General features: G+C 56.8%; 18 protein-coding genes. 3 read left to right on the forward strand and 15 right to left on the reverse strand.

Annotated elements, in window-relative coordinates:
- Positions 1–50: 50 nt before the first annotated feature.
- The 10 genes from tatC to udp form a co-directional block, all read right to left on the reverse strand.
- On the reverse strand, positions 51–821 hold the full coding sequence (gene tatC, locus M2407_RS23820) for a Sec-independent protein translocase subunit TatC (protein WP_128864858.1): 771 nt from the start codon (positions 819–821) through the stop codon (positions 51–53).
- Positions 822–824: 3 nt separating this feature from the next.
- On the reverse strand, positions 825–1,391 hold the full coding sequence (tatB, locus tag M2407_RS23825) for a Sec-independent protein translocase protein TatB (protein WP_046374709.1): 567 nt from the start codon (positions 1,389–1,391) through the stop codon (positions 825–827).
- A gap of 3 nt (positions 1,392–1,394) precedes the next feature.
- Entirely contained in the window at positions 1,395–1,658 is a 264-nt protein-coding gene (tatA, locus tag M2407_RS23830) for a Sec-independent protein translocase subunit TatA (RefSeq protein ID WP_020824842.1), read from the reverse strand.
- Positions 1,659–1,738: 80 nt separating this feature from the next.
- Positions 1,739–3,370, reverse strand: a complete 1,632-nt coding sequence (gene ubiB / locus M2407_RS23835) for a ubiquinone biosynthesis regulatory protein kinase UbiB (protein ID WP_259220048.1) — start codon at positions 3,368–3,370, stop codon at positions 1,739–1,741.
- On the reverse strand, positions 3,367–3,975 hold the full coding sequence (locus M2407_RS23840) for an SCP2 domain-containing protein (RefSeq protein ID WP_020824840.1): 609 nt from the start codon (positions 3,973–3,975) through the stop codon (positions 3,367–3,369). Before M2407_RS23840 ends, ubiB begins: the two co-directional genes overlap by 4 nt.
- Positions 3,976–3,988: 13 nt before the next feature.
- Positions 3,989–4,744: a bifunctional demethylmenaquinone methyltransferase/2-methoxy-6-polyprenyl-1,4-benzoquinol methylase UbiE gene (gene ubiE / locus M2407_RS23845; protein WP_020824839.1), complete on the reverse strand. Its 756-nt coding sequence runs from the start codon at positions 4,742–4,744 to the stop codon at positions 3,989–3,991.
- A gap of 79 nt (positions 4,745–4,823) precedes the next feature.
- Entirely contained in the window at positions 4,824–6,371 is a 1,548-nt protein-coding gene (gene rmuC, locus M2407_RS23850; RefSeq protein ID WP_130016618.1) for a DNA recombination protein RmuC, read from the reverse strand.
- 140 nt (positions 6,372–6,511) lie between these two features.
- Complete coding sequence (locus M2407_RS23855) at positions 6,512–7,042, reverse strand: DedA family protein (protein WP_020824837.1); 531 nt, start codon at positions 7,040–7,042, stop codon at positions 6,512–6,514.
- An 87-nt stretch (positions 7,043–7,129) separates the two neighbouring features.
- Complete coding sequence (locus tag M2407_RS23860) at positions 7,130–7,912, reverse strand: tyrosine-protein phosphatase (protein WP_046374711.1); 783 nt, start codon at positions 7,910–7,912, stop codon at positions 7,130–7,132.
- Between the two features lie 172 nt (positions 7,913–8,084).
- Positions 8,085–8,846, reverse strand: coding sequence for a uridine phosphorylase (udp, locus tag M2407_RS23865; RefSeq protein WP_020824835.1), 762 nt, complete (start codon positions 8,844–8,846; stop codon positions 8,085–8,087).
- A 512-nt stretch (positions 8,847–9,358) separates the two neighbouring features.
- Between udp and M2407_RS23870 the strand changes: the two genes are divergently transcribed.
- A complete protein-coding gene (locus M2407_RS23870; protein WP_128864856.1) occupies positions 9,359–10,195 on the forward strand; it encodes a dienelactone hydrolase family protein in 837 nt (278 codons plus the stop codon).
- A 92-nt stretch (positions 10,196–10,287) separates the two neighbouring features.
- Here M2407_RS23870 and metE read toward each other — a convergent pair whose 3' ends face one another.
- Positions 10,288–12,579: a 5-methyltetrahydropteroyltriglutamate--homocysteine S-methyltransferase gene (metE, locus tag M2407_RS23875; protein WP_259220050.1), complete on the reverse strand. Its 2,292-nt coding sequence runs from the start codon at positions 12,577–12,579 to the stop codon at positions 10,288–10,290.
- Positions 12,580–12,669: 90 nt separating this feature from the next.
- On the opposite strand from metE, the gene metR reads away from it, so the two are divergent.
- Complete coding sequence (gene metR / locus M2407_RS23880) at positions 12,670–13,620, forward strand: HTH-type transcriptional regulator MetR (protein ID WP_020824832.1); 951 nt, start codon at positions 12,670–12,672, stop codon at positions 13,618–13,620.
- A 32-nt stretch (positions 13,621–13,652) separates the two neighbouring features.
- Here the strand turns inward: metR and M2407_RS23885 are convergent, their stop codons facing one another.
- Complete coding sequence (locus M2407_RS23885) at positions 13,653–14,516, reverse strand: carboxylate/amino acid/amine transporter (RefSeq protein WP_020824831.1); 864 nt, start codon at positions 14,514–14,516, stop codon at positions 13,653–13,655.
- 150 nt (positions 14,517–14,666) lie between these two features.
- On the opposite strand from M2407_RS23885, the gene M2407_RS23890 reads away from it, so the two are divergent.
- Positions 14,667–14,996, forward strand: coding sequence for a hypothetical protein (locus tag M2407_RS23890; RefSeq protein WP_130016615.1), 330 nt, complete (start codon positions 14,667–14,669; stop codon positions 14,994–14,996).
- Here the strand turns inward: M2407_RS23890 and M2407_RS23895 are convergent.
- The 3 genes from M2407_RS23895 to M2407_RS23905 all read right to left on the reverse strand — a co-directional run bounded on the left by M2407_RS23895 (position 14,977) and on the right by M2407_RS23905 (position 17,858).
- Positions 14,977–15,933: an AEC family transporter gene (locus M2407_RS23895; RefSeq protein WP_198639892.1), complete on the reverse strand. Its 957-nt coding sequence runs from the start codon at positions 15,931–15,933 to the stop codon at positions 14,977–14,979. The two genes, M2407_RS23890 and M2407_RS23895, sit on opposite strands and share 20 nt — an antisense overlap.
- 105 nt (positions 15,934–16,038) lie before the next feature.
- Entirely contained in the window at positions 16,039–16,785 is a 747-nt protein-coding gene (gene ugpQ, locus M2407_RS23900; RefSeq protein WP_048762269.1) for a glycerophosphodiester phosphodiesterase, read from the reverse strand.
- Positions 16,782–17,858 carry a sn-glycerol-3-phosphate import ATP-binding protein UgpC gene (locus tag M2407_RS23905; RefSeq protein ID WP_201895838.1) on the reverse strand — a complete coding sequence of 359 codons (1,077 nt, stop codon included), beginning with the start codon at positions 17,856–17,858 and terminating at the stop codon, positions 16,782–16,784. Before M2407_RS23905 ends, ugpQ begins: the two co-directional genes overlap by 4 nt.
- Positions 17,859–17,865: the final 7 nt, after the last annotated feature.

The raw sequence follows: 17,865 nt of genomic DNA on the forward strand, positions 1-17,865 counted from the left end.
GTTTTCCCAATGCAAAAGCCGCCCATCGGGCGGCTCAGGAGCAAACAAATTTAAGGTGTCGGGGGTTCGTCACCCTCGTCTTCTTCTTCCGGCTGCGGACGACGTTTACCGGTGTAGAAACGAGCAAAGAACACGCCCACTTCAAACAACAGATACATCGGAATGGCCAGCAGGGTTTGCGAGAACACATCCGGCGGGGTCAGAAGCATGCCGACCACGAAAGCCCCGACCAGAACGTAAGGACGTTTCTTTTTCAGATCTTCCGGTGAGGTGACGCCACTCCAGCACAGCAAAATAATGGCAACCGGCACCTCAAATGCCACGCCAAACGCCATAAACAGCGCCATGACGAAGTCGAGATAGTTATTGATGTCGGTGGCAATCATCACCCCGGCCGGCGCGGTTTTGGCAAAAAAGCCGAACGCCAGCGGGAAGACGATAAAGTAGGCAAAGGCCATGCCGAGATAAAACAGCAGGCTGCTGGAGACCAGTAAAGGCATCATCAGACGGCGTTCATGCTTATACAACGCCGGCGCGATGAAGGACCAGACCTGATACAAGATAACCGGTGCGGACACGAACACCGAGACGATCATCGTCAATTTGATCGGGGTAAAGAAAGGTGAGGCCACGTCTGTGGCGATCATGCTCGCCCCGGCAGGCAACTGCTTGATCAGCGGCGCGGACACCAGTTGATAAATATCATTGGCGAAAAAAACCAGCACCAGGAAAATCGCCAGTATGCTGATAATCGAGTTTAACAACCGCTTACGCAGTTCTATCAGATGACTGATAAGGGGTTGGGTATCTTCAACAGCCATGTTTTAACGATCGCCACTAGGTTGGTGAGACGCTGGGGTTTTATCCACAACAGGTTCTGGGGTTGCCTGAACAGCCGGCTCGACCGGTTGTTTCACCGGTGCAATGACCGGCTGCGCAGCCTGCGGCGTTGCCGTTACAACCGGCTCCGGCACTGCAGCCGGAGAGGATGCTACGGCCGCGGCTTCCGCCGGCGTCACGCCGTCATGAATGGCTTCCGGGTCTGTGACCAGAGGGTTATGGATGGTGTGCGCAGGTTCGGTTTTGGTGCCACTGTCGCCCTGATAAGAGCGTTTCAGCGATTCCGCTGCGTCTTTCAGCTCATCCATTGACGCCTTCAGCTCCGGCGACAAATTCTGCATGCCGGCCTTCTCTACCTTTTTCAGGCTGTCCTGCAGTTCCTGCAGCTTCAGTTCCTGAGAAAGTTCGTTCTGCACCGAAGCCGCAAGCGAACGCAGCGCGCGGATCCAGCCCGAAACTGTTCTTACCGCTACCGGTAACCGTTCTGGCCCAAGTACCACCAGGCCAATCACCAGAACCAGCAGCAGTTCACTAAACCCAATGTCAAACACGGTTTATACCTGCTCTTTGTTCTTCGACTCTTCCGCTTTCACTTCCGGCTGCTTATCGGTAATAGGCTTGGCCGTGAAGTCAGCGTCATCCAGGCTGCTTTTCTCAGCCGTGTTGGTCGGCGGCGTGTTGTCATCGCCGATCGCCTTTTTGAAGCCCTTGATTGATGCACCGAGATCAGACCCCAGAGTACGGAGTTTTTTGGTACCAAACAGCAGCACCACGATCACTGCGATGATCAACAATTGCGTAATACTAATACCGCCCATTGCAATTACCTCTATTTTTACAGGGTTTTTTCAAAATCCGTCGCATTATACGGCAGATTTTACCAGAGTTTCGAATCAATTCAGGTGGTTCGCTTCCAGCCAATCACCCAGGATACGATGCCGGCTGCCATCAGCCATGCGGGAAACACTTCGACGTCCCCCAACAGCAAAATCGTACCGCTTACTAACAGTGTAGCGCCAACGCCGAACAAATAACGTGATTGCCCTTGGCGACCGCGCTGAGCCTGCATCTGGTTGGTGAGCTTATCAACGCTTTGTTGCAACAGCTTATGTTGCTGCAGGCTATCGTAAAATAATTCAGGCAGTTCGGGCAGTTTCTCCGCCCAAAACGGCGCTTTTTCTTTCAGTGCCCGGATCACCGCCGGAATACCGACCTGATCGCGCATCCAACTTTCCAGGAAAGGCTTGGCGGTAGTCCACAAATCCAACTGCGGATAGAGCTGGCGTCCCAGACCTTCAACATACAGCAAGGTCTTCTGCAATAACACCAGTTGGGGTTGTACTTCCATATTGAAACGGCGAGCGGTGTTGAACAGGTTTAACAAGACGTTGCCGAACGAAATTTCCGACAGCGGTTTTTCGAAAATAGGCTCGCACACGGTGCGGATAGCGAATTCGAAATCCTCCACGTTGGTGTCGCGTGGCACCCAGCCTGAATCAACATGCAGCTCTGCCACCTTACGGTAGTCGCGATTGAAGAAGGCGATAAAGTTTTCCGCCAGATAGCGCTTATCATCTTTGTTCAGCGAACCGACAATACCGCAGTCAATGCCGATATAGCAGGGATCTTCAGGATGCTCATAGCTGACAAAGATATTGCCGGGGTGCATGTCCGCATGGAAGAAGCTGTCGCGGAAGACCTGGGTAAAGAACACCTGTACCCCGCGTTCGGCCAACAATTTCATGTTGGTGCCCTGCTTCTCCAACGTAGGAATATCCGAAACCGGAATGCCGTAGATCCGCTCCATCACCAGCACGCTTTCGCGGCAGTAATCGGAATAAACCTCAGGCACATACAGCATCGGGCTGCCGTCGAAATTACGGCGCAGTTGAATGGCGTTGGCCGCTTCGCGCAACAGGTTCAGTTCGTCCAGCAAGGTCTTTTCATATTCGCGCACTACTTCACGCGGGCGCAAACGGCGACCGTCTGGCATCAGTTTCGGCACCCAGGCCGCCAGGCGATACATCAGGCGAACGTCGGCCTTGATGATCGGCCCGATATCCGGCCGGATCACCTTCAGCACCACTTCCTGCCCGGTGGTTTTCAGCCGTGCGGTATGGACCTGCGCTATGGATGCCGAAGCCAGCGCCTGTTGGTCAAAATCATCGAACCAGGTTTCCAGTGGGCCGCCCATCGCCAATTCGATATGCTTGCGCGCCAGAGCGCCGTCGAAGGGGGCAACCCTGTCCTGCAGCAACGTCAGTTGATCGGCAATCTGTGGCGGGAACAGGTCACGACGGGTAGACATCATCTGACCAAACTTAATCCATACCGGCCCCAGTTCCTGCAAGGCCAGCCGCAGACGCTCCCCCAGCGGTTTATCCGCGTGGCGGTTTGGCATCCAAAACAGCAGACGTCGGCCAAAGCGCAACGGCAGCGTCAAACGCATCTTGGGGATCAGTTCATCCAGGCCATAACTGAGGAAAACGCGGACGATCAAATACAGGCGGCGTAGTTCGCCAGGGGTCATCGTTTACCCTCCAACTTGTCCATGCGAGCAATCAGCGCTTCGGCACTGCGAACGGTGGCGTCAACTTCCTCGTTAAACCACACCACTTCCAGCGGGCCAGGAGCCACACGCCACTCTTCCGTCAGGGTTTCGGCCACGTAATGCTGTTGACGCTGCAAGCCTTTCTTCAGCAAATTCGCGCCCTTGCCGAACGCCTGAGTGACGCCTTGAGCGGCAATATCGCCGATATAAGGCGCCAGCCATTCCGCCGGATCCCACTCGGCCAGATCAAGCAGGCCGACCAACTGCTGTACCACCTGAATATCACCTTCAACAATCAGCTCGCCGCTGCGCATCAAGGGCGAAAGCTGTTGGCGGTCCCGCAGTTTCAGCAGTACCGATATGCGGCTGCGCACCGTGCAGTCGGCGGTATCGTCAGACTGACCAAGCACATCGACTCGCTGCTCACTGAAGATCAGTACCAACGGCGAAGCAAGCTCCTGCAACTCTATGCGCAGCACCTTGCCAGCCAGGCGAAGGCGGGCTGCCTTCATGCTGCGATCGCGGAACAGCAGGCTATTGAGCGATGTTTCCAGCACGCCGGTCAACAAAGGGGTTAGCAGCATCGGCATGTCCATATCAGAATTTGAAGCCGCGATGCAGGGCAACAATACCGCCGGTCAGGTTAAAATAGGTCACGTTGTCAAACCCGGCAGCGCCCATCATGCCCTTCAGCGTTTCCTGATCGGGATGCATGCGGATCGACTCGGCGAGGTAACGGTAGCTTTCTGGATCCTTCACCACCAATTCGCCGATTTTCGGCAACACGTGGAAAGAATAAGCGTCGTAAGCCTTGCTCAGCGGGGCCAGCAAGGGTTTGGAGAACTCCAGCACCAACAAACGGCCACCCGGTTTCAACACGCGGAACATGGAGCGCAGTGCCTTGTCTTTGTCGGTGACGTTGCGCAGACCGAAGGAGATAGTGATGCAGTCAAAATAGTTGTCCGGGAACGGCAGCGCTTCGGCGTTGGCCTGCACATAGCTGACGTTGCCGACAATGCCGCGGTCCCGCAGCTTCTCGCGCCCCATTTTCAGCATGGAATCGTTGATGTCCGCCAGCACCACCTGCCCCTGCTCACCGACCATGCGGGAGAACTTGGCGGCCAGATCACCAGTACCACCGGCCAGATCCAACACACGCTGCCCACGGCGCACGCCGCTGCAATCAATGGTAAAACGCTTCCAGATACGGTGGATACCAAACGACATCAGGTCGTTCATCACGTCATACTTTGCCGCTACCGAATGAAAAACGTCTGCCACCATGGCCTGCTTTTCGTCTCGAGCTACGGTGCGAAAACCGAAATCGGTGGTTTCCTGCGGTTGATCTGCCATTGTCCTGCCTGCTATTCAGTCAATTTAGTGTGGTTGAGTGTACCAGAACCCCACGAAATACCCCACCTCGCCGCGGCTGTCATGCCTGCGATGCGGAGCGTGGTTGCTCTGCGGCGTCGTCATCCTCCGCCCCCGGCAGCGCGTCAATGTCATCTTCGCCCGCTGCCTCGAATTCTTCGTCATGCTGTGCGCTGGCCTGCTGGGCCAGCAGCGGGTTGATAGGTCTTTTCACCTCAACCCCCAGCGCGCGGAACCCCTCGGTCTGGCCGATAAGATTACCACGGCCTTCACTCAGTTTGTTCATCGCCTGGCGATAACTCCCCTGAGCCTTGTCCAGGCTCTGCCCAAGCGCCGACATGTCGTCAACGAACAACCGCATTTTGTCATACAGCCGCGCAGCCCGGTCGGCAATGCGTTGAGCATTCTGGCTCTGATGTTCATAGCGCCACAGGTTGGTGATGGTGCGCAGGGCGACCAGCAAGGTGGTTGGGCTCACCAGCATAATGTTGTGCTTGAGCGCTTCGCTAATCAATTCCGGCTCACGGTCTATGGCCAAAAGGAAAGCCGGCTCCACCGGTATAAACATCAACACGTAGTCCAGTGAACGCAGGCCGGGCAACTGCTGATAATCCTTACGACCCAGCAGACGAATATGGCCACGTAGCGAGGCAATATGCTCACTCAGCGCCGCCTCACGCTCCACTTCATCTTCGCTGTTGAAGTAACGCTCATAGGCCACCAGCGACATTTTTGCATCGATCACCACGTCCTTGCCCTGCGGCAGGCGCACGATAACGTCGGGCTGCATCCGACTCTGATGGTCCAGCCGCACGTTGACCTGCGTTTCGTATTCGTGCCCTTCCCGCAGGCCCGAGGCTTCCAGCACCCGACTTAATACCACCTCGCCCCAATTGCCCTGGGTTTTATTATCCCCTTTCAGGGCCTTGGTCAGGTTAATAGCCTCACGCGCCATTTGCGCATTAAGCTGCTGCAGGTTGCGTATTTCGTGGGTCAGCGTATGACGTTCGCGAGCTTCCTGGCCAAAACTGTCCTGCACCTGGCGGCGAAAACCGTCCAGTTGCTCACGCAACGGCAACAGCAGGCGATCCAGACTTTGCTTATTTTGCTCATCCACCTTGCGACCGCTGTGTTCAAAAATGCGGTTGGCCAAATTTTCAAACTGGGTGGTGAGACGCTGCTCGCTGTTGATCAACAGGCGCTGCTTCTCTTCCGCCGCCATACGGGTTTCCTCCAGACGGATGGTCACCTCACGCAGCTCGGCTTCCTGGGCGCTGTTCACTTCACGCTGGGCACGCAGTTCCTGGTTCAACAATTCGCACTCGTTGCGCCAGTGATTAAGCTGCTGAAGCTTTTCGTGCCCTGCAGCCAGCTGGCTGTGCAAATTGCGCAGCTCCAAATCGTTCTGCCGCATTTGCTGTTCATTGCGCAGGAGCGTCTCTTGCCGGGCTGCCGTTTCCTGCTGCGCCTGTTGCAGCGATTGTTCCAGCAGCCGCAGCTCGGTTTCATGCTGCGCATGGGACTGCTGCACCCTCAGGCTGGCGATTAACCAGCCCAACAGCAGGCCTACCGTCACCCCGCCTATACCGTAAACCAAACTGGTATCCACCCTGCCTCCTGTTACACCTGACCGTTCCGGCGTTTTATCCGCCCGCTGCCCGTCACGTTAAGGGGATGCTGTATGGATGTCCAGCCTGATTTCGTCCCAACGGCGCATTATTGCGAACCGCTGCGCAAGTCAGGCAAAGATTAGCCAAACCACTGGCTTAACCACTTGATGCCAAACGCCCCCGGCGCGAGAATGCCGAACGCCCAGATCATCGCCGAAGTAATATTCGCCACCTGAAAATAACGCTGGGGCATACCGCAAATGCCACCAACCAGCGGGACCACGGCCCGCAACGGACCAAAGAAGCGGCCAATGAAAATGCCCAGCACGCCCCAGCGCTCAAAAAACGCATGGCCGCGCGTCAGCAACTGCGGATTACGCGATAGCGGCCACATGTGCGCCACGCGATCTTGATAGTGGTAGCCAATCCAGTAAGAAAGCCAGTCACCAAAGAAAGCGCCCGCAGCGGCAGCAGCCCAGATAGGCCAAAAGGCAATGCCGCTTTCGCCAATCAGCGCACCCAGCGCCAGCAAGATCACCGTGGCCGGCAACAGCAGCGACAGGAACGCCAGCGATTCGCCAAACGCCAGGAAGAAGATAATCGGGATGGCCCAGCCTTCGTGCTGACGCACGGTCTCGCTGATCCAGTGGATAATGTCATTGAGGCTCAATACGGGCTCCTGATGCGGGATTTACTGCCCCAAGGATACGCAATGCCAGCCGGCGTCGGTTAAACCCCGGCTAAACATCCACGCGGTTTACTCGAGGTAGAACGCCTGTAGCGCTGCTCGCTGGCTTTGCCCCAGCCCGTATTCCGCCTCCAGCCAACGGTCGGTAGAACCGTATTGGTCACGGATGCAACCCAGGGCAGTCATCAGGAACTCTTCTCGGGCGCTAAGCACATAGGCAAACTGCCCCAATGCCGAGTCACTTAAACGAATCGACAGTTGATCCAACATTTGTTCACGGAAGGTCGCCAACGTGGTTTCTGTCAGCAGGTAATCTTCCACCACCGTCGCCTCATCGGCACCCAGTGCGAACAATACCAACGCCGATCCGACCCCCGTGCGATCCTTACCGACTGCACAGTGCTGGACGATAGCACCGTTATCGGTATGGCTCAGCAACTGAGTCAACTGTTGGTAGGCCGGATTGCCGAACGGCAGTCGGCGATATAACTCCAGCATAAACGCCCGCGCATCAAAACCGGCCAGCGTTTCGCTGGTCAGTTTTTCCAGGTTGGCATTAACCTCATTGCTCAACGGGTTGGCAGGAAAATGATGGTAATCCGCGCCCTGCCACAGGATATCGGGCTTGGCCTGCACTTCATCGGGATCGCGGTAATCCAGGACTGAACGCACCGGTACGCCGGCCAGGAAAGCGCAGTCGTTTTCCGTCAGGCGCTCCAGCGACCCGGAACGGAACAGTAATCCTCGCTTGATGCGGCGGCCATCAGCAACGCTGTTACCACCGAGATCGCGAAAGTTAATGCCGCCATCAAGCGGTGCCAATGAAGGATGAAGCAGGATCTGGGCGGTCATAGACGTCCTCGTGTTTATTGTCTGATAAAACGCAACCTGAGAGCCAAGGTAAAACCGGGCTCAACGGGTCAAAGAGGTGGCCAGTTAAGATGGCGCTGATGATGATAACCGTAACAGATTACGGCTGAATGGAAAAACGGACCGCGTGGCGGCCCGTTGAATTGCGGAGGGATTACAGCAGGCGACGCGCCGCATCAACCACGATCTGCACCGCTTTGCTCTCGGTGTTTTTCATGGTTTCCGCGTTCGGAATTTCCTGCTGGGTACGGTTAACGATCACACCGGCAACCATACCGGCACGCAGGCCCTGGCTGGCACACATGGTCAGCAACGTGGCGGATTCCATTTCATAGTTCATCACGCCCATCGATTGCCATTCTTCCATCGAGCCTTTGAAACGGCTAACGACGCGCCCGGAGAAGGTATCGTAACGTTCCTGGCCTGGATAGAAGGTGTCAGAAGACGCAGTTACGCCGATGTGCGTGGTCGCGCCTGCTGCCTTGGCAGCTTCGACCAGGGCGGTAGTACAGGCGAAGTCGGCCACCGCCGGGAACTCCATCGGCGCGAAGTGCAGGCTGGCACCGTCCAGACGAACCGCCGCAGTGGTGACCAGAACGTCACCTACATTGATGTCTGACTGGATCGCACCGGTGGTACCGATACGCAGGAAGGTACGAATACCCAGCTGTGCCAGCTCTTCAACCGCGATAGACGTCGAAGGACCGCCGATACCGGTGGAACAGACGATCACTGCCTTGCCGTCCAGCTCTGCACGCCAGGAGGTGAATTCACGATGGGAAGCCAGGTGCACCGGATTTTCCATCAGCTTGGCGATTTTCTCTACGCGCTGCGGATCGCCAGGAACGATGGCAAGCTGGGCCCCTTGTAAATCGTTTTTGGTCAGGCCGAGATGGAAAACGTCAGATTGAGACATACGAGACTCCTCATAGATCATGTTTATTGGGAGGAACAAAAAAGTACTCTACTGAAAATCGCCACGCAATTTCGTGACGGCAATCACTACAGACAAAGAAACAGAATGCAATCTACATAACTCTTGTGACTAAAGTCACAAAAATTAGCAAGAAGGCCCGCCTGATGGCCCCAGTAGCCACCAGTCTAGTCGACAAATCGCACCGCCGGTTTCCCCTGCTACTCGGAGTTTATCAAGGCGGTTTGCCAAAAAATCCCCTATGCAGTCACAGAAAAATAGCCTTGGTTTGTCGGGGACTTAGCCCGAATAAGCGGAACTAACGCACCTTATGGTACTAATGCAGGTCAACTTGCGTAATAGCATGATAAAAAGACAATAAAAACGCGGTAAAGCCGGATATTTAATCGTTTTTTACAGACTTGACTGAAAATGCTCCACTCGATGCCAATAACGGGTAATCTTTCCTATAGTTAATCGCAGCGCTTTTCTCTATTGATTGCACGGAGACCGCAATGAAAACCGATCATGTGATGACATTAAAACAGGCCCAGGGGGGATTCACCCCGGCCGTAACCCCCTTGGCGGCTTCTACCATCCTCACCGACGAGCAGGGCATTCATACCGGGGAAACCACCATTCCTTCTCAGGGTGACAACCTGCCTGCCTATATCGCCAAACCGGCGGACCACAGCGGCCCCTTCCCGGTCGTTCTGGTGGTACAGGAGATATTTGGCGTACATGAACATATTCAGGATGTGTGCCGTCGTCTGGCGAAGCAGGGTTATCTGGCGATAGCGCCGGAGCTGTACTTCCGTCAAGGGGATGCCCGGGAATACACCGATATCAGTGAACTGTTCCAGAATCTGGTGAGCAAGGTGCCGGATCGTCAGGTGCTGGCGGATCTGGATCATGCTGCCCATTGGGCAACGCGCCACGGCGGCGATGCCGGCAAGCTGGCGATTACCGGTTTCTGCTGGGGCGGGCGTATTAGCTGGCTCTATGCCGCGCACAACCCGCAGTTAAAGGCTGCGGTGGCCTGGTACGGTAAGCTGGTGGGTGAAAAAACGCTGAATTCGCCAAAACACCCGGTCGACGTTGCGACACAGCTGACGGCACCGGTGCTGGGACTTTACGGCGGCCAGGACAGCAGCATCCCGTTGGAGACGGTGGAAAGCATGCGTCAGGCGATCCGCGCCGCCAACGCCAATGCCGAGATCGTGGTGTATCCCGAGGCCGGCCATGCCTTCAATGCCGACTACCGGCCCAGCTACAACGCCGAAGCGGCAGAGGATGGCTGGCAACGCATGCTGGCTTGGTTCGCGCAGCACGGAGTGCCAGGCGTTAAATAGCCTCTCGTCTTAAGGCTGCCCGATCGGCAGTCATTTGCGATATGAAAAAGGGCGCCGAAGCGCCCAGAATAATCTACACCCAAATGTCGCTATCAGACCTGCTGTTCACGCAGGCGCTGTGCGGCCAGCACCATGTTGGTCAGCGACTGACGGGTTTCCGGCCAGCCGCGGGTTTTCAGGCCGCAGTCCGGGTTCACCCACAGACGCTCAGCCGGGATGTTCTGCGCAGCTTTGCGCAGCAGCGCTTCGATCCATTCCACGCTTGGCACGTTCGGCGAGTGGATGTCATACACGCCCGGGCCAATCTCATTCGGGTACTCAAACTCTTTGAAGGCTTCCAGCAGATCCATATCAGAACGCGAGGTTTCGATGGTGATCACGTCGGCATCCAGCGCCGCGATGGAGTCCATAATGTCGTTGAACTCGCAATAACACATGTGAGTGTGGATCTGCGTGTCGTCTTGCGCGACAGCGGCGTTCAGTTTGAAAGCCTCCACCGCCCAGTTCAGATAGGCAGCCCAGTCGGATCGACGCAGCGGCAAACCTTCGCGCAGTGCAGGCTCATCAATCTGGATAATGCCGATACCGGCTTTTTCCAGATCTTCCACTTCGTCGCGCAGCGCCAGGGCAATCTGTTTAGCGATCACTTCGCGGGTCACGTCTTCGCGCGGGAACGACCAGCAGAGAATGGTGACCGGACCGGTCAGCATACCTTTTACCGGCTTGTCGGTCAGCGACTGAGCATACTTCGCCCACTCGACGGTGATGGCTTCAGGGCGACTGATATCGCCAATGATCACCGGCGGTTTTACGCAGCGGGAACCGTAGCTCTGTACCCAGCCGTTTTGAGTAAACACGAAGCCGTCGAGGTTTTCACCGAAATATTCCACCATGTCGTTACGCTCGGCTTCGCCGTGCACCAACACGTCCAGCCCCAGGCGTTCTTGTTCAACGATCGCCTGTTTGATGTGTTCGCTAATGCTGGTGCGGTAGTTATTGCCGTCCAAACGCCCCTGCTTGAAGTCCAGGCGCAGGCCGCGAATTTCCGTGGTTTGCGGGAAAGACCCTATCGTGGTGGTCGGCCAGGCCGGCAGGTTAAAGCGCGCACGCTGTGCCTGAGCACGCTCGGCATAAGGACGCTGACGTTCGCTGTCCTGCGCGGTAATCGCCGCCAGGCGTTGGCTTACCTGCGCATTATGCACGCGGCTGGACTGGCGACGAGCGCGGATTGGTGCGCTATAGGCGTCCAGTTCGGCCTGCTTTTCTGCGCTCGGTGCGTTCAGCGCCGCGCTCAACAGGGCCAATTCGGCGCATTTTTGCAGAGCAAAGGCGAACCAGCTTTTCACCTCTTCGTCCAGGCGAGTTTCCACGCTCAGATCGATAGGGCTGTGCAGCAGTGAACAGGAAGTGCCGATCCACAGTGGGCGGCTGCCGACCAACGGCTGCAGGCGTTCAAACCAACTGCTCAGATCCGCACGCCAGACGTTGCGACCATTGATGACGCCCAGAGACAGCAGCCACTCTGTTGGCAGCGCCTTGTTCAATGCGTCGATATCGTCATGACCGGCAACCAGATCAACGTGCAGCCCCTGAACCGGTAGCTCGCGGACGGTGTCGAGATTATGGCCCACGCTGTCGAAGTAGGTGGTCAGCAGCAGTTTTACCTGACCTTGCACCGCTTCGTAAGCCGGCTTGAAGGCGTTCAGCCATTCCTGCGGCAATTCCAGCACCAGTGCTGGCTCGTCAATTTGTACCCACTCCACGCCGCGTTGCGCCAATTCAGCCAGCACCTGCTGGTAAACCGGCAGGATGTCTTTCAGCAGCGACAAACGGTCAAACGCTTCGCCTTTCACTTTACCCAGCCACAGATAGGTCACCGGCCCCAGCAACACCGGCTTGATTTTGTGGCCCAGAGCCAGCGCTTCGTCCACTTCTTCCAGCAGTTGGGTCCACCCCAGTTTGAACTGCTGGCCTTTGTGGAACTCAGGCACCATGTAGTGGTAGTTGGTGTTAAACCATTTGGTCATTTCTGCCGCCGCTGCCGGTTTTCCGGTTGGTGCGCGACCACGGCCGATGCGGAATAGCGTGTCCAGATCGATTGAGCCATCCGCATTCTGATGACGTGCTGGCACGTTGCCCAGCAGCAGGCTGGTGGTCAATACATGGTCGTACCAAGCGAAATCGCCGACCGGCACCAAATCCACTCCGGCCTGCTGTTGTTGTTGCCAATGGCGAGCGCGCAGCTCGCGGCCAACCGCCAACAGTTCTTCCTGCGTTGAGTTACCAGCCCAGTAGCTTTCCTGAGCTTTTTTCAGTTCACGTCTTAGCCCAACGCGAGGAAAACCCAGTGTGTGATTTAAAATTGCCATCGTCATATTCCCCATTTAGCCGTCCAGATGTTTACACATCCATAATCCGCAGGTACTGTATTAACCACAAGCGCAATTTATTCACTGTCACTGTGAAGGACTCTCATGATCGAACTGAAACACTTACGGACGCTGCAGGCGCTGCGCAATACCGGCTCGCTGGCGGCCGCGGCGGCCCAACTCCATCAGACACAGTCTGCTCTGTCGCATCAGTTCAGCGATCTGGAGCAGCGTCTGGGCTTCAAGCTGTTCGTTCGCAAAAGCCAGCCGCTGCGCTTTACCGCGCAGGGAGAGATCCTGTTGCAGTTGGCAGAACAGGTACTGCCGCAAATCCAGCACGCGCTGCAGGCGTGTCACGAACCTCATCAGGCCACGTTGCGCATCGCCATTGAATGCCACAGCTGCATTCAATGGCTGACGCCCGCGCTGGACAACTTCCGTCAGAGTTGGCCGCAGGTGATCATGGACTTCAAATCCGGCGTGACCTTTGATCCGCAGCCGGCGCTGCAACAGGGTGAACTGGATCTGGTGCTGACCTCCGACATTCTGCCGCGCAGTGGGCTGCACTATTCACCGATGTTTGATTTCGAAGTACGACTGGTGCTGGCGCCGGATCATCCATTGGCCAGCAAGCTGCACATTGAGCCTGAAGATTTGATTGACGAAACGCTGATGATTTACCCGGTACAGCGTCAGAGACTGGATATCTGGCGCCATTTCCTGCAGCCCGCAGGCATCAGCCCGGCGCTGAAAAACGTGGATAACACCCTGTTGCTGATCCAGATGGTATCGGCCCGCATGGGGATCGCGGCGTTGCCGCACTGGGTGGTGGAAAGTTTTGAACGCCAGGGGTTAGTGGTGACCAAAACCCTGGGGGATGGGCTTTGGAGCCGCCTGTACGCGGCGGTACGCGACGGTGAACAGCGCCAGGCCGTCACCGAAGCCTTTATCCGCTCGGCTCGGCAACATGCCTGCAACCATCTGCCATTCGTGCGTGATGCTGCACGCCCAAGCGCCGGTGTCGCCAGCGTCAAACCGCTGGCTTCGCAACCCTAAATATCAGGGCAGCTCGCGCTTGGGCTGCCCGTTTATTTGCTGACTATTTTAGGCGCCACCCAACGGCGATGCACCCACAGCGAAGCGACAATCACCGCCCCGCCGATAATGAAACTTGGCCAATGCGGCTGTTGCTGCCAGATAGCCAGATTAACCAACAGTCCTGCCGGCACATGCATGTTATTCATGATGCCCAAAGTACCGGCATCCACCTGCGTTGCGCCGTAGTTCCACATGAAATAACCCAGCCCGGAAGCCACTACGCCCAGCCAGACCAGAATGCCCCACTGCAGATTAGTGGTTGGCAGCTGCTGCGGATTGCCCCACAGGCACCAGGCGACCACCGCCACGACCAAGGCCCCCAGATAGAACCAGGAAAATGCGGTGTGTTGCGGCAGCGGGTGCACTTCCATCAACCGTTTGTAACCGACCATGCCGATGGCAAAGCTGATGTTCGCCGCCTGCACCAGCAACAGCCCCCACCAAAAATGCTCGCTCAATTGATGATATCGAATAATCGCAGCGCCCAGCACCGCCAATAGCGCACTGAATACATAACCCCAGCGCAGGCGCTGTCCGCTGATCAAGTCATAAATCAGCGTAACGTACAGCGGCGTCAGCACGGTAAACAGCAGGAATTCCGGCACCGTCAGGTACATGTACGCGCGGAAGCTGAACAGATACATGATGCCAAGCTGGCAAGCACCCACCAGCATGTACAACAGGATCACTTTTGGCTTGATGTTGCGCCAGCGCAGGAAAGGCAGGAACACCGCCGCCGCCAGGCCGATGCGCATCAGCACCGAGAACCAGCTGTCGACCTGGCCCGCCAGGTATTCGCCAATCAGGCTGAAAGAAAATGCCCACAGGATGGTAGTAATCACCAGAAGCAGCACGATGGGTTCACCCTAAAGATTCAGAAAGGGCGATTGTAACGGAAGGCAGAAAGGGGTGTAGCGAAAAGAAGGTTTACATCTGAGCAAAATACAAACTTTCAGCAAATTTGCACCGCTGGGTTAGGCTTAATAAAAGACGAGGAGAACATCATGAAAAGTTATCATCTGCTCTATGGCCTGTTGCTGCTGTCCGGATTGGCCGCCGCGGCCAACGGCGTCACCGAGCTCAGCTCGCAACAGCAGTTTCTCAACCAACGCACTCAGCAGACGCAACAACAGCGTATGTTGAATAATCAGCAACTGGATCAGCGCCGCCTGCAACAGCAGCGGCAGTTCGATAATAACCAGCAGCAACTGCAGCAAACGGCGCCAAACGGTGGGAAGTTGTTACCCAACGGCAACCAGCCGCGCAGCCCATTTAACCGCACAGCTCCTGCAGTCCCCCAGGCACCGCTGCCGGCTAGCCCCGCACGCCCATGATGGTCAGGATCAATGGCGTAGTCACTGCTGCCAGCACGGTAGACATCACCAGGCTGGTGGCGGCAGGCCCGGTCAATACGTTGAACTGGCGTGACATCAGGTAAACATTGACCCCGACCGCCATCGAACCCAGCAACACCACCACCCGGGTTTCCATCGGCGGCAGGTCCATCATCCAGGCCAGTAGCCAGATGATCAGCGGTTGAACAATCAGCTTGAGGAAACAGATGCCGCTGCTGAGGCGCCAGCCTTCGCTGATGCGATACTCCGCCAGCCCCATACCCAGCACCACCAGCGACAGCGGTGCGGCAACCTGACCAAGCATGCTGACCGGCTGGTCGACAAACGTCGGCAGCGGCAAGCCGGTCAGGCTGAACAGCGTACCGGAAAGAATGCCGATAATCAGCGGGTTGGTCAGCACGCTACGCGCCGTTTTGATAAAGCCCTGCAGCGTCGGCGAACCATTGCGCGCCCATTCGATGGAGATAGTCACCAGCGTCCAGAGGATCAGGCCGTTAAACACCAACACCAAGGCCACCGATGGGATTGCCGCCTCGCCGAGCATGACGCTGGCGATGGGCAGGCCCAGCATCACGTTATTGGAGAAAATTCCACCCAACGCGAAAACCGATCCCGCCACTCCATCCAGTTTAAACACCCGACGCGCGGTGATGCGACCGATCACGAACACAATCAGGCAACTGCCGAAAAAGGCGATCAACAGGCGGGCATCTACCGCTGGACGCTGCGAAAAGTCGCACATCATGCGGAACAACATGGCGGGGAGAGCCAAAGAGAAGACAAAACGCGTTAAACCGTCGGTGATGGTCGTTGGCCATTTACCCCAGCGGATAAGCCCATATCCCAACACGATCAGCACAAATAGCGGCAAAGACAGCGCTATTTGATGCCATAACGAACCCATAAAAACAGACATCACATCCCTTCCGTTAGCGCGGCGGCAAAGGACTGACGTCGCAAAATTCAACAGGCGCCGACGGCTTTCTCACGGACGCAGCAAACTGCGTCCGTGGCAACGGGATCACGCGTTGGGAAAGTCCGGGCCGATCAAATCTATCCGGTCAGTGCAAATGCAGTCAACGCCCCAGTTCAACAACAAGCGCGCACGCGCCGGCTGGTTAACGGTATAAACCAGGATGCGCAGCCCTGCGGCTTTCAGCGCTGACACCCGTTCGGCCGTCAGTTCTTTATGGTTGATGTGCAACGAAACGCAGCCCAATCGTTCGGTCAGCGCCTGCCAGTTGTCGTCCCACTGATCCAGCAACAGGCCGCGCGGGAGTTCCGGCACCGTACGCTGCGCCGCCTCAAGCGCCTCAATCGAGAAAGAAGAGAGCAGCGGATCGGTCTGTCCCTGCCACAGCAAACGTGCGGCTAGCGCCACGACACGACCGGTTTCATCATCGCTGCCGGTGGTAGGCTTGATTTCAATGTTCGCCATCATGCCGTGCTGCTGGCAACGCTCCGCCACTTCGGCCAACAGCGGTAAACGTTCGCCCTTGTAAGCGGAGTTATACCAGTTGCCGGCATCCAGCTGTACCAGCTTGTCCCACGGCAGCTCACCCGCCACGCCCCAGCCGTTGCTGGTGCGATCCAGGGTATCGTCGTGCAACAGAAATATTTGCCCGTCCTGCGCCAGCTTGGCGTCGAACTCAATCATTTTATGACCGTGCCGTGCGCCGACGTCGATCGCCGCCAGGGTATTTTCCGGTGCCAGAGAACCGCCGCCGCGGTGGGCGACGATGTGGGGGTAAGGCCAGGCTGTGGTCATGATTCCATCCGTAATCCGCTATCGGTATCAAAAAAGTGCAGCGCCTGTGCAGGCAACTGCAAATATAGCGTGCTGCCCGCCGTCGGCATAGTTTCATGCGACAAACGCGCAATCACGCCGTGACCGCCCCACTGCCCATGCGCCAGGTTATCTGCGCCCAATAACTCCAGCGTTTGCAGCGCCAAGGGCACGCCCCCTTGCTCGGAGGAGGTCAGTTGAAGATGTTCCGGGCGGATGCCAAGCGTCAACCGGCGACCGCCCCACTGCGCTTTGGGTTGCGGTAAATTCAGCGTCATCCCCTCTGCCAGTTGCAGTTGGCTGCCGTCGGCGCTCAACGTGCCGGGCAACAGGTTCATCGCCGGCGAACCGATAAAGCTGGCGACGAACAGCGACGCCGGGCGCTGATAGACCTCACTGGGGGTGCCAATTTGTTCTGCCACGCCTTTGTTCATGACGATCACCCGCTGTGCCAACGTCATCGCCTCCACCTGATCGTGGGTCACGTACAGGCTGGTGGTTTTCAGCCGGCGATGCAGTTGTTGCAGTTCCAGGCGCATTTGGACGCGCAGCTTGGCATCCAGATTCGACAGCGGTTCATCAAACAGGAATACCGCCGGCTCGCGCACGATAGCGCGCCCCATCGCCACCCGTTGGCGTTGGCCGCCGGAAAGCTCGCGCGGCTTGCGTTGCAACAACGGCTCCAGCTCTAAAATGCGCGCGGCTTCCTCCACCCGCTGTTGAATATGCTGTTTGCCGAAGCCGCGAATTTTCAGGCCATAGGCCATGTTGTCGTATACGCTCATGTGCGGATACAGCGCATAGTTCTGGAACACCATCGCGATACCGCGATCTTTCGGCTCCATATCCGTTACGCGTTGACTGTCGATATAAATATCGCCGCTGGTGGTGCGTTCCAGCCCGGCCACCATGCGCAACAGCGTCGATTTACCGCAGCCGGACGGGCCGACCATCACGATAAATTCGCCGTCCGCCACGTCGAGGTCAATTTGCTTGATCACCGGCGTTTTACCGTCGTAAGACTTGGTGACTGCCTGTAGTTTTAAACCTGCCATGTGAAAA

The sequence above is a fragment of the Serratia sp. BIGb0234 genome, from assembly GCF_024809915.1.
In the GTDB taxonomy this organism is placed as follows: domain Bacteria; phylum Pseudomonadota; class Gammaproteobacteria; order Enterobacterales; family Enterobacteriaceae; genus Serratia; species Serratia liquefaciens.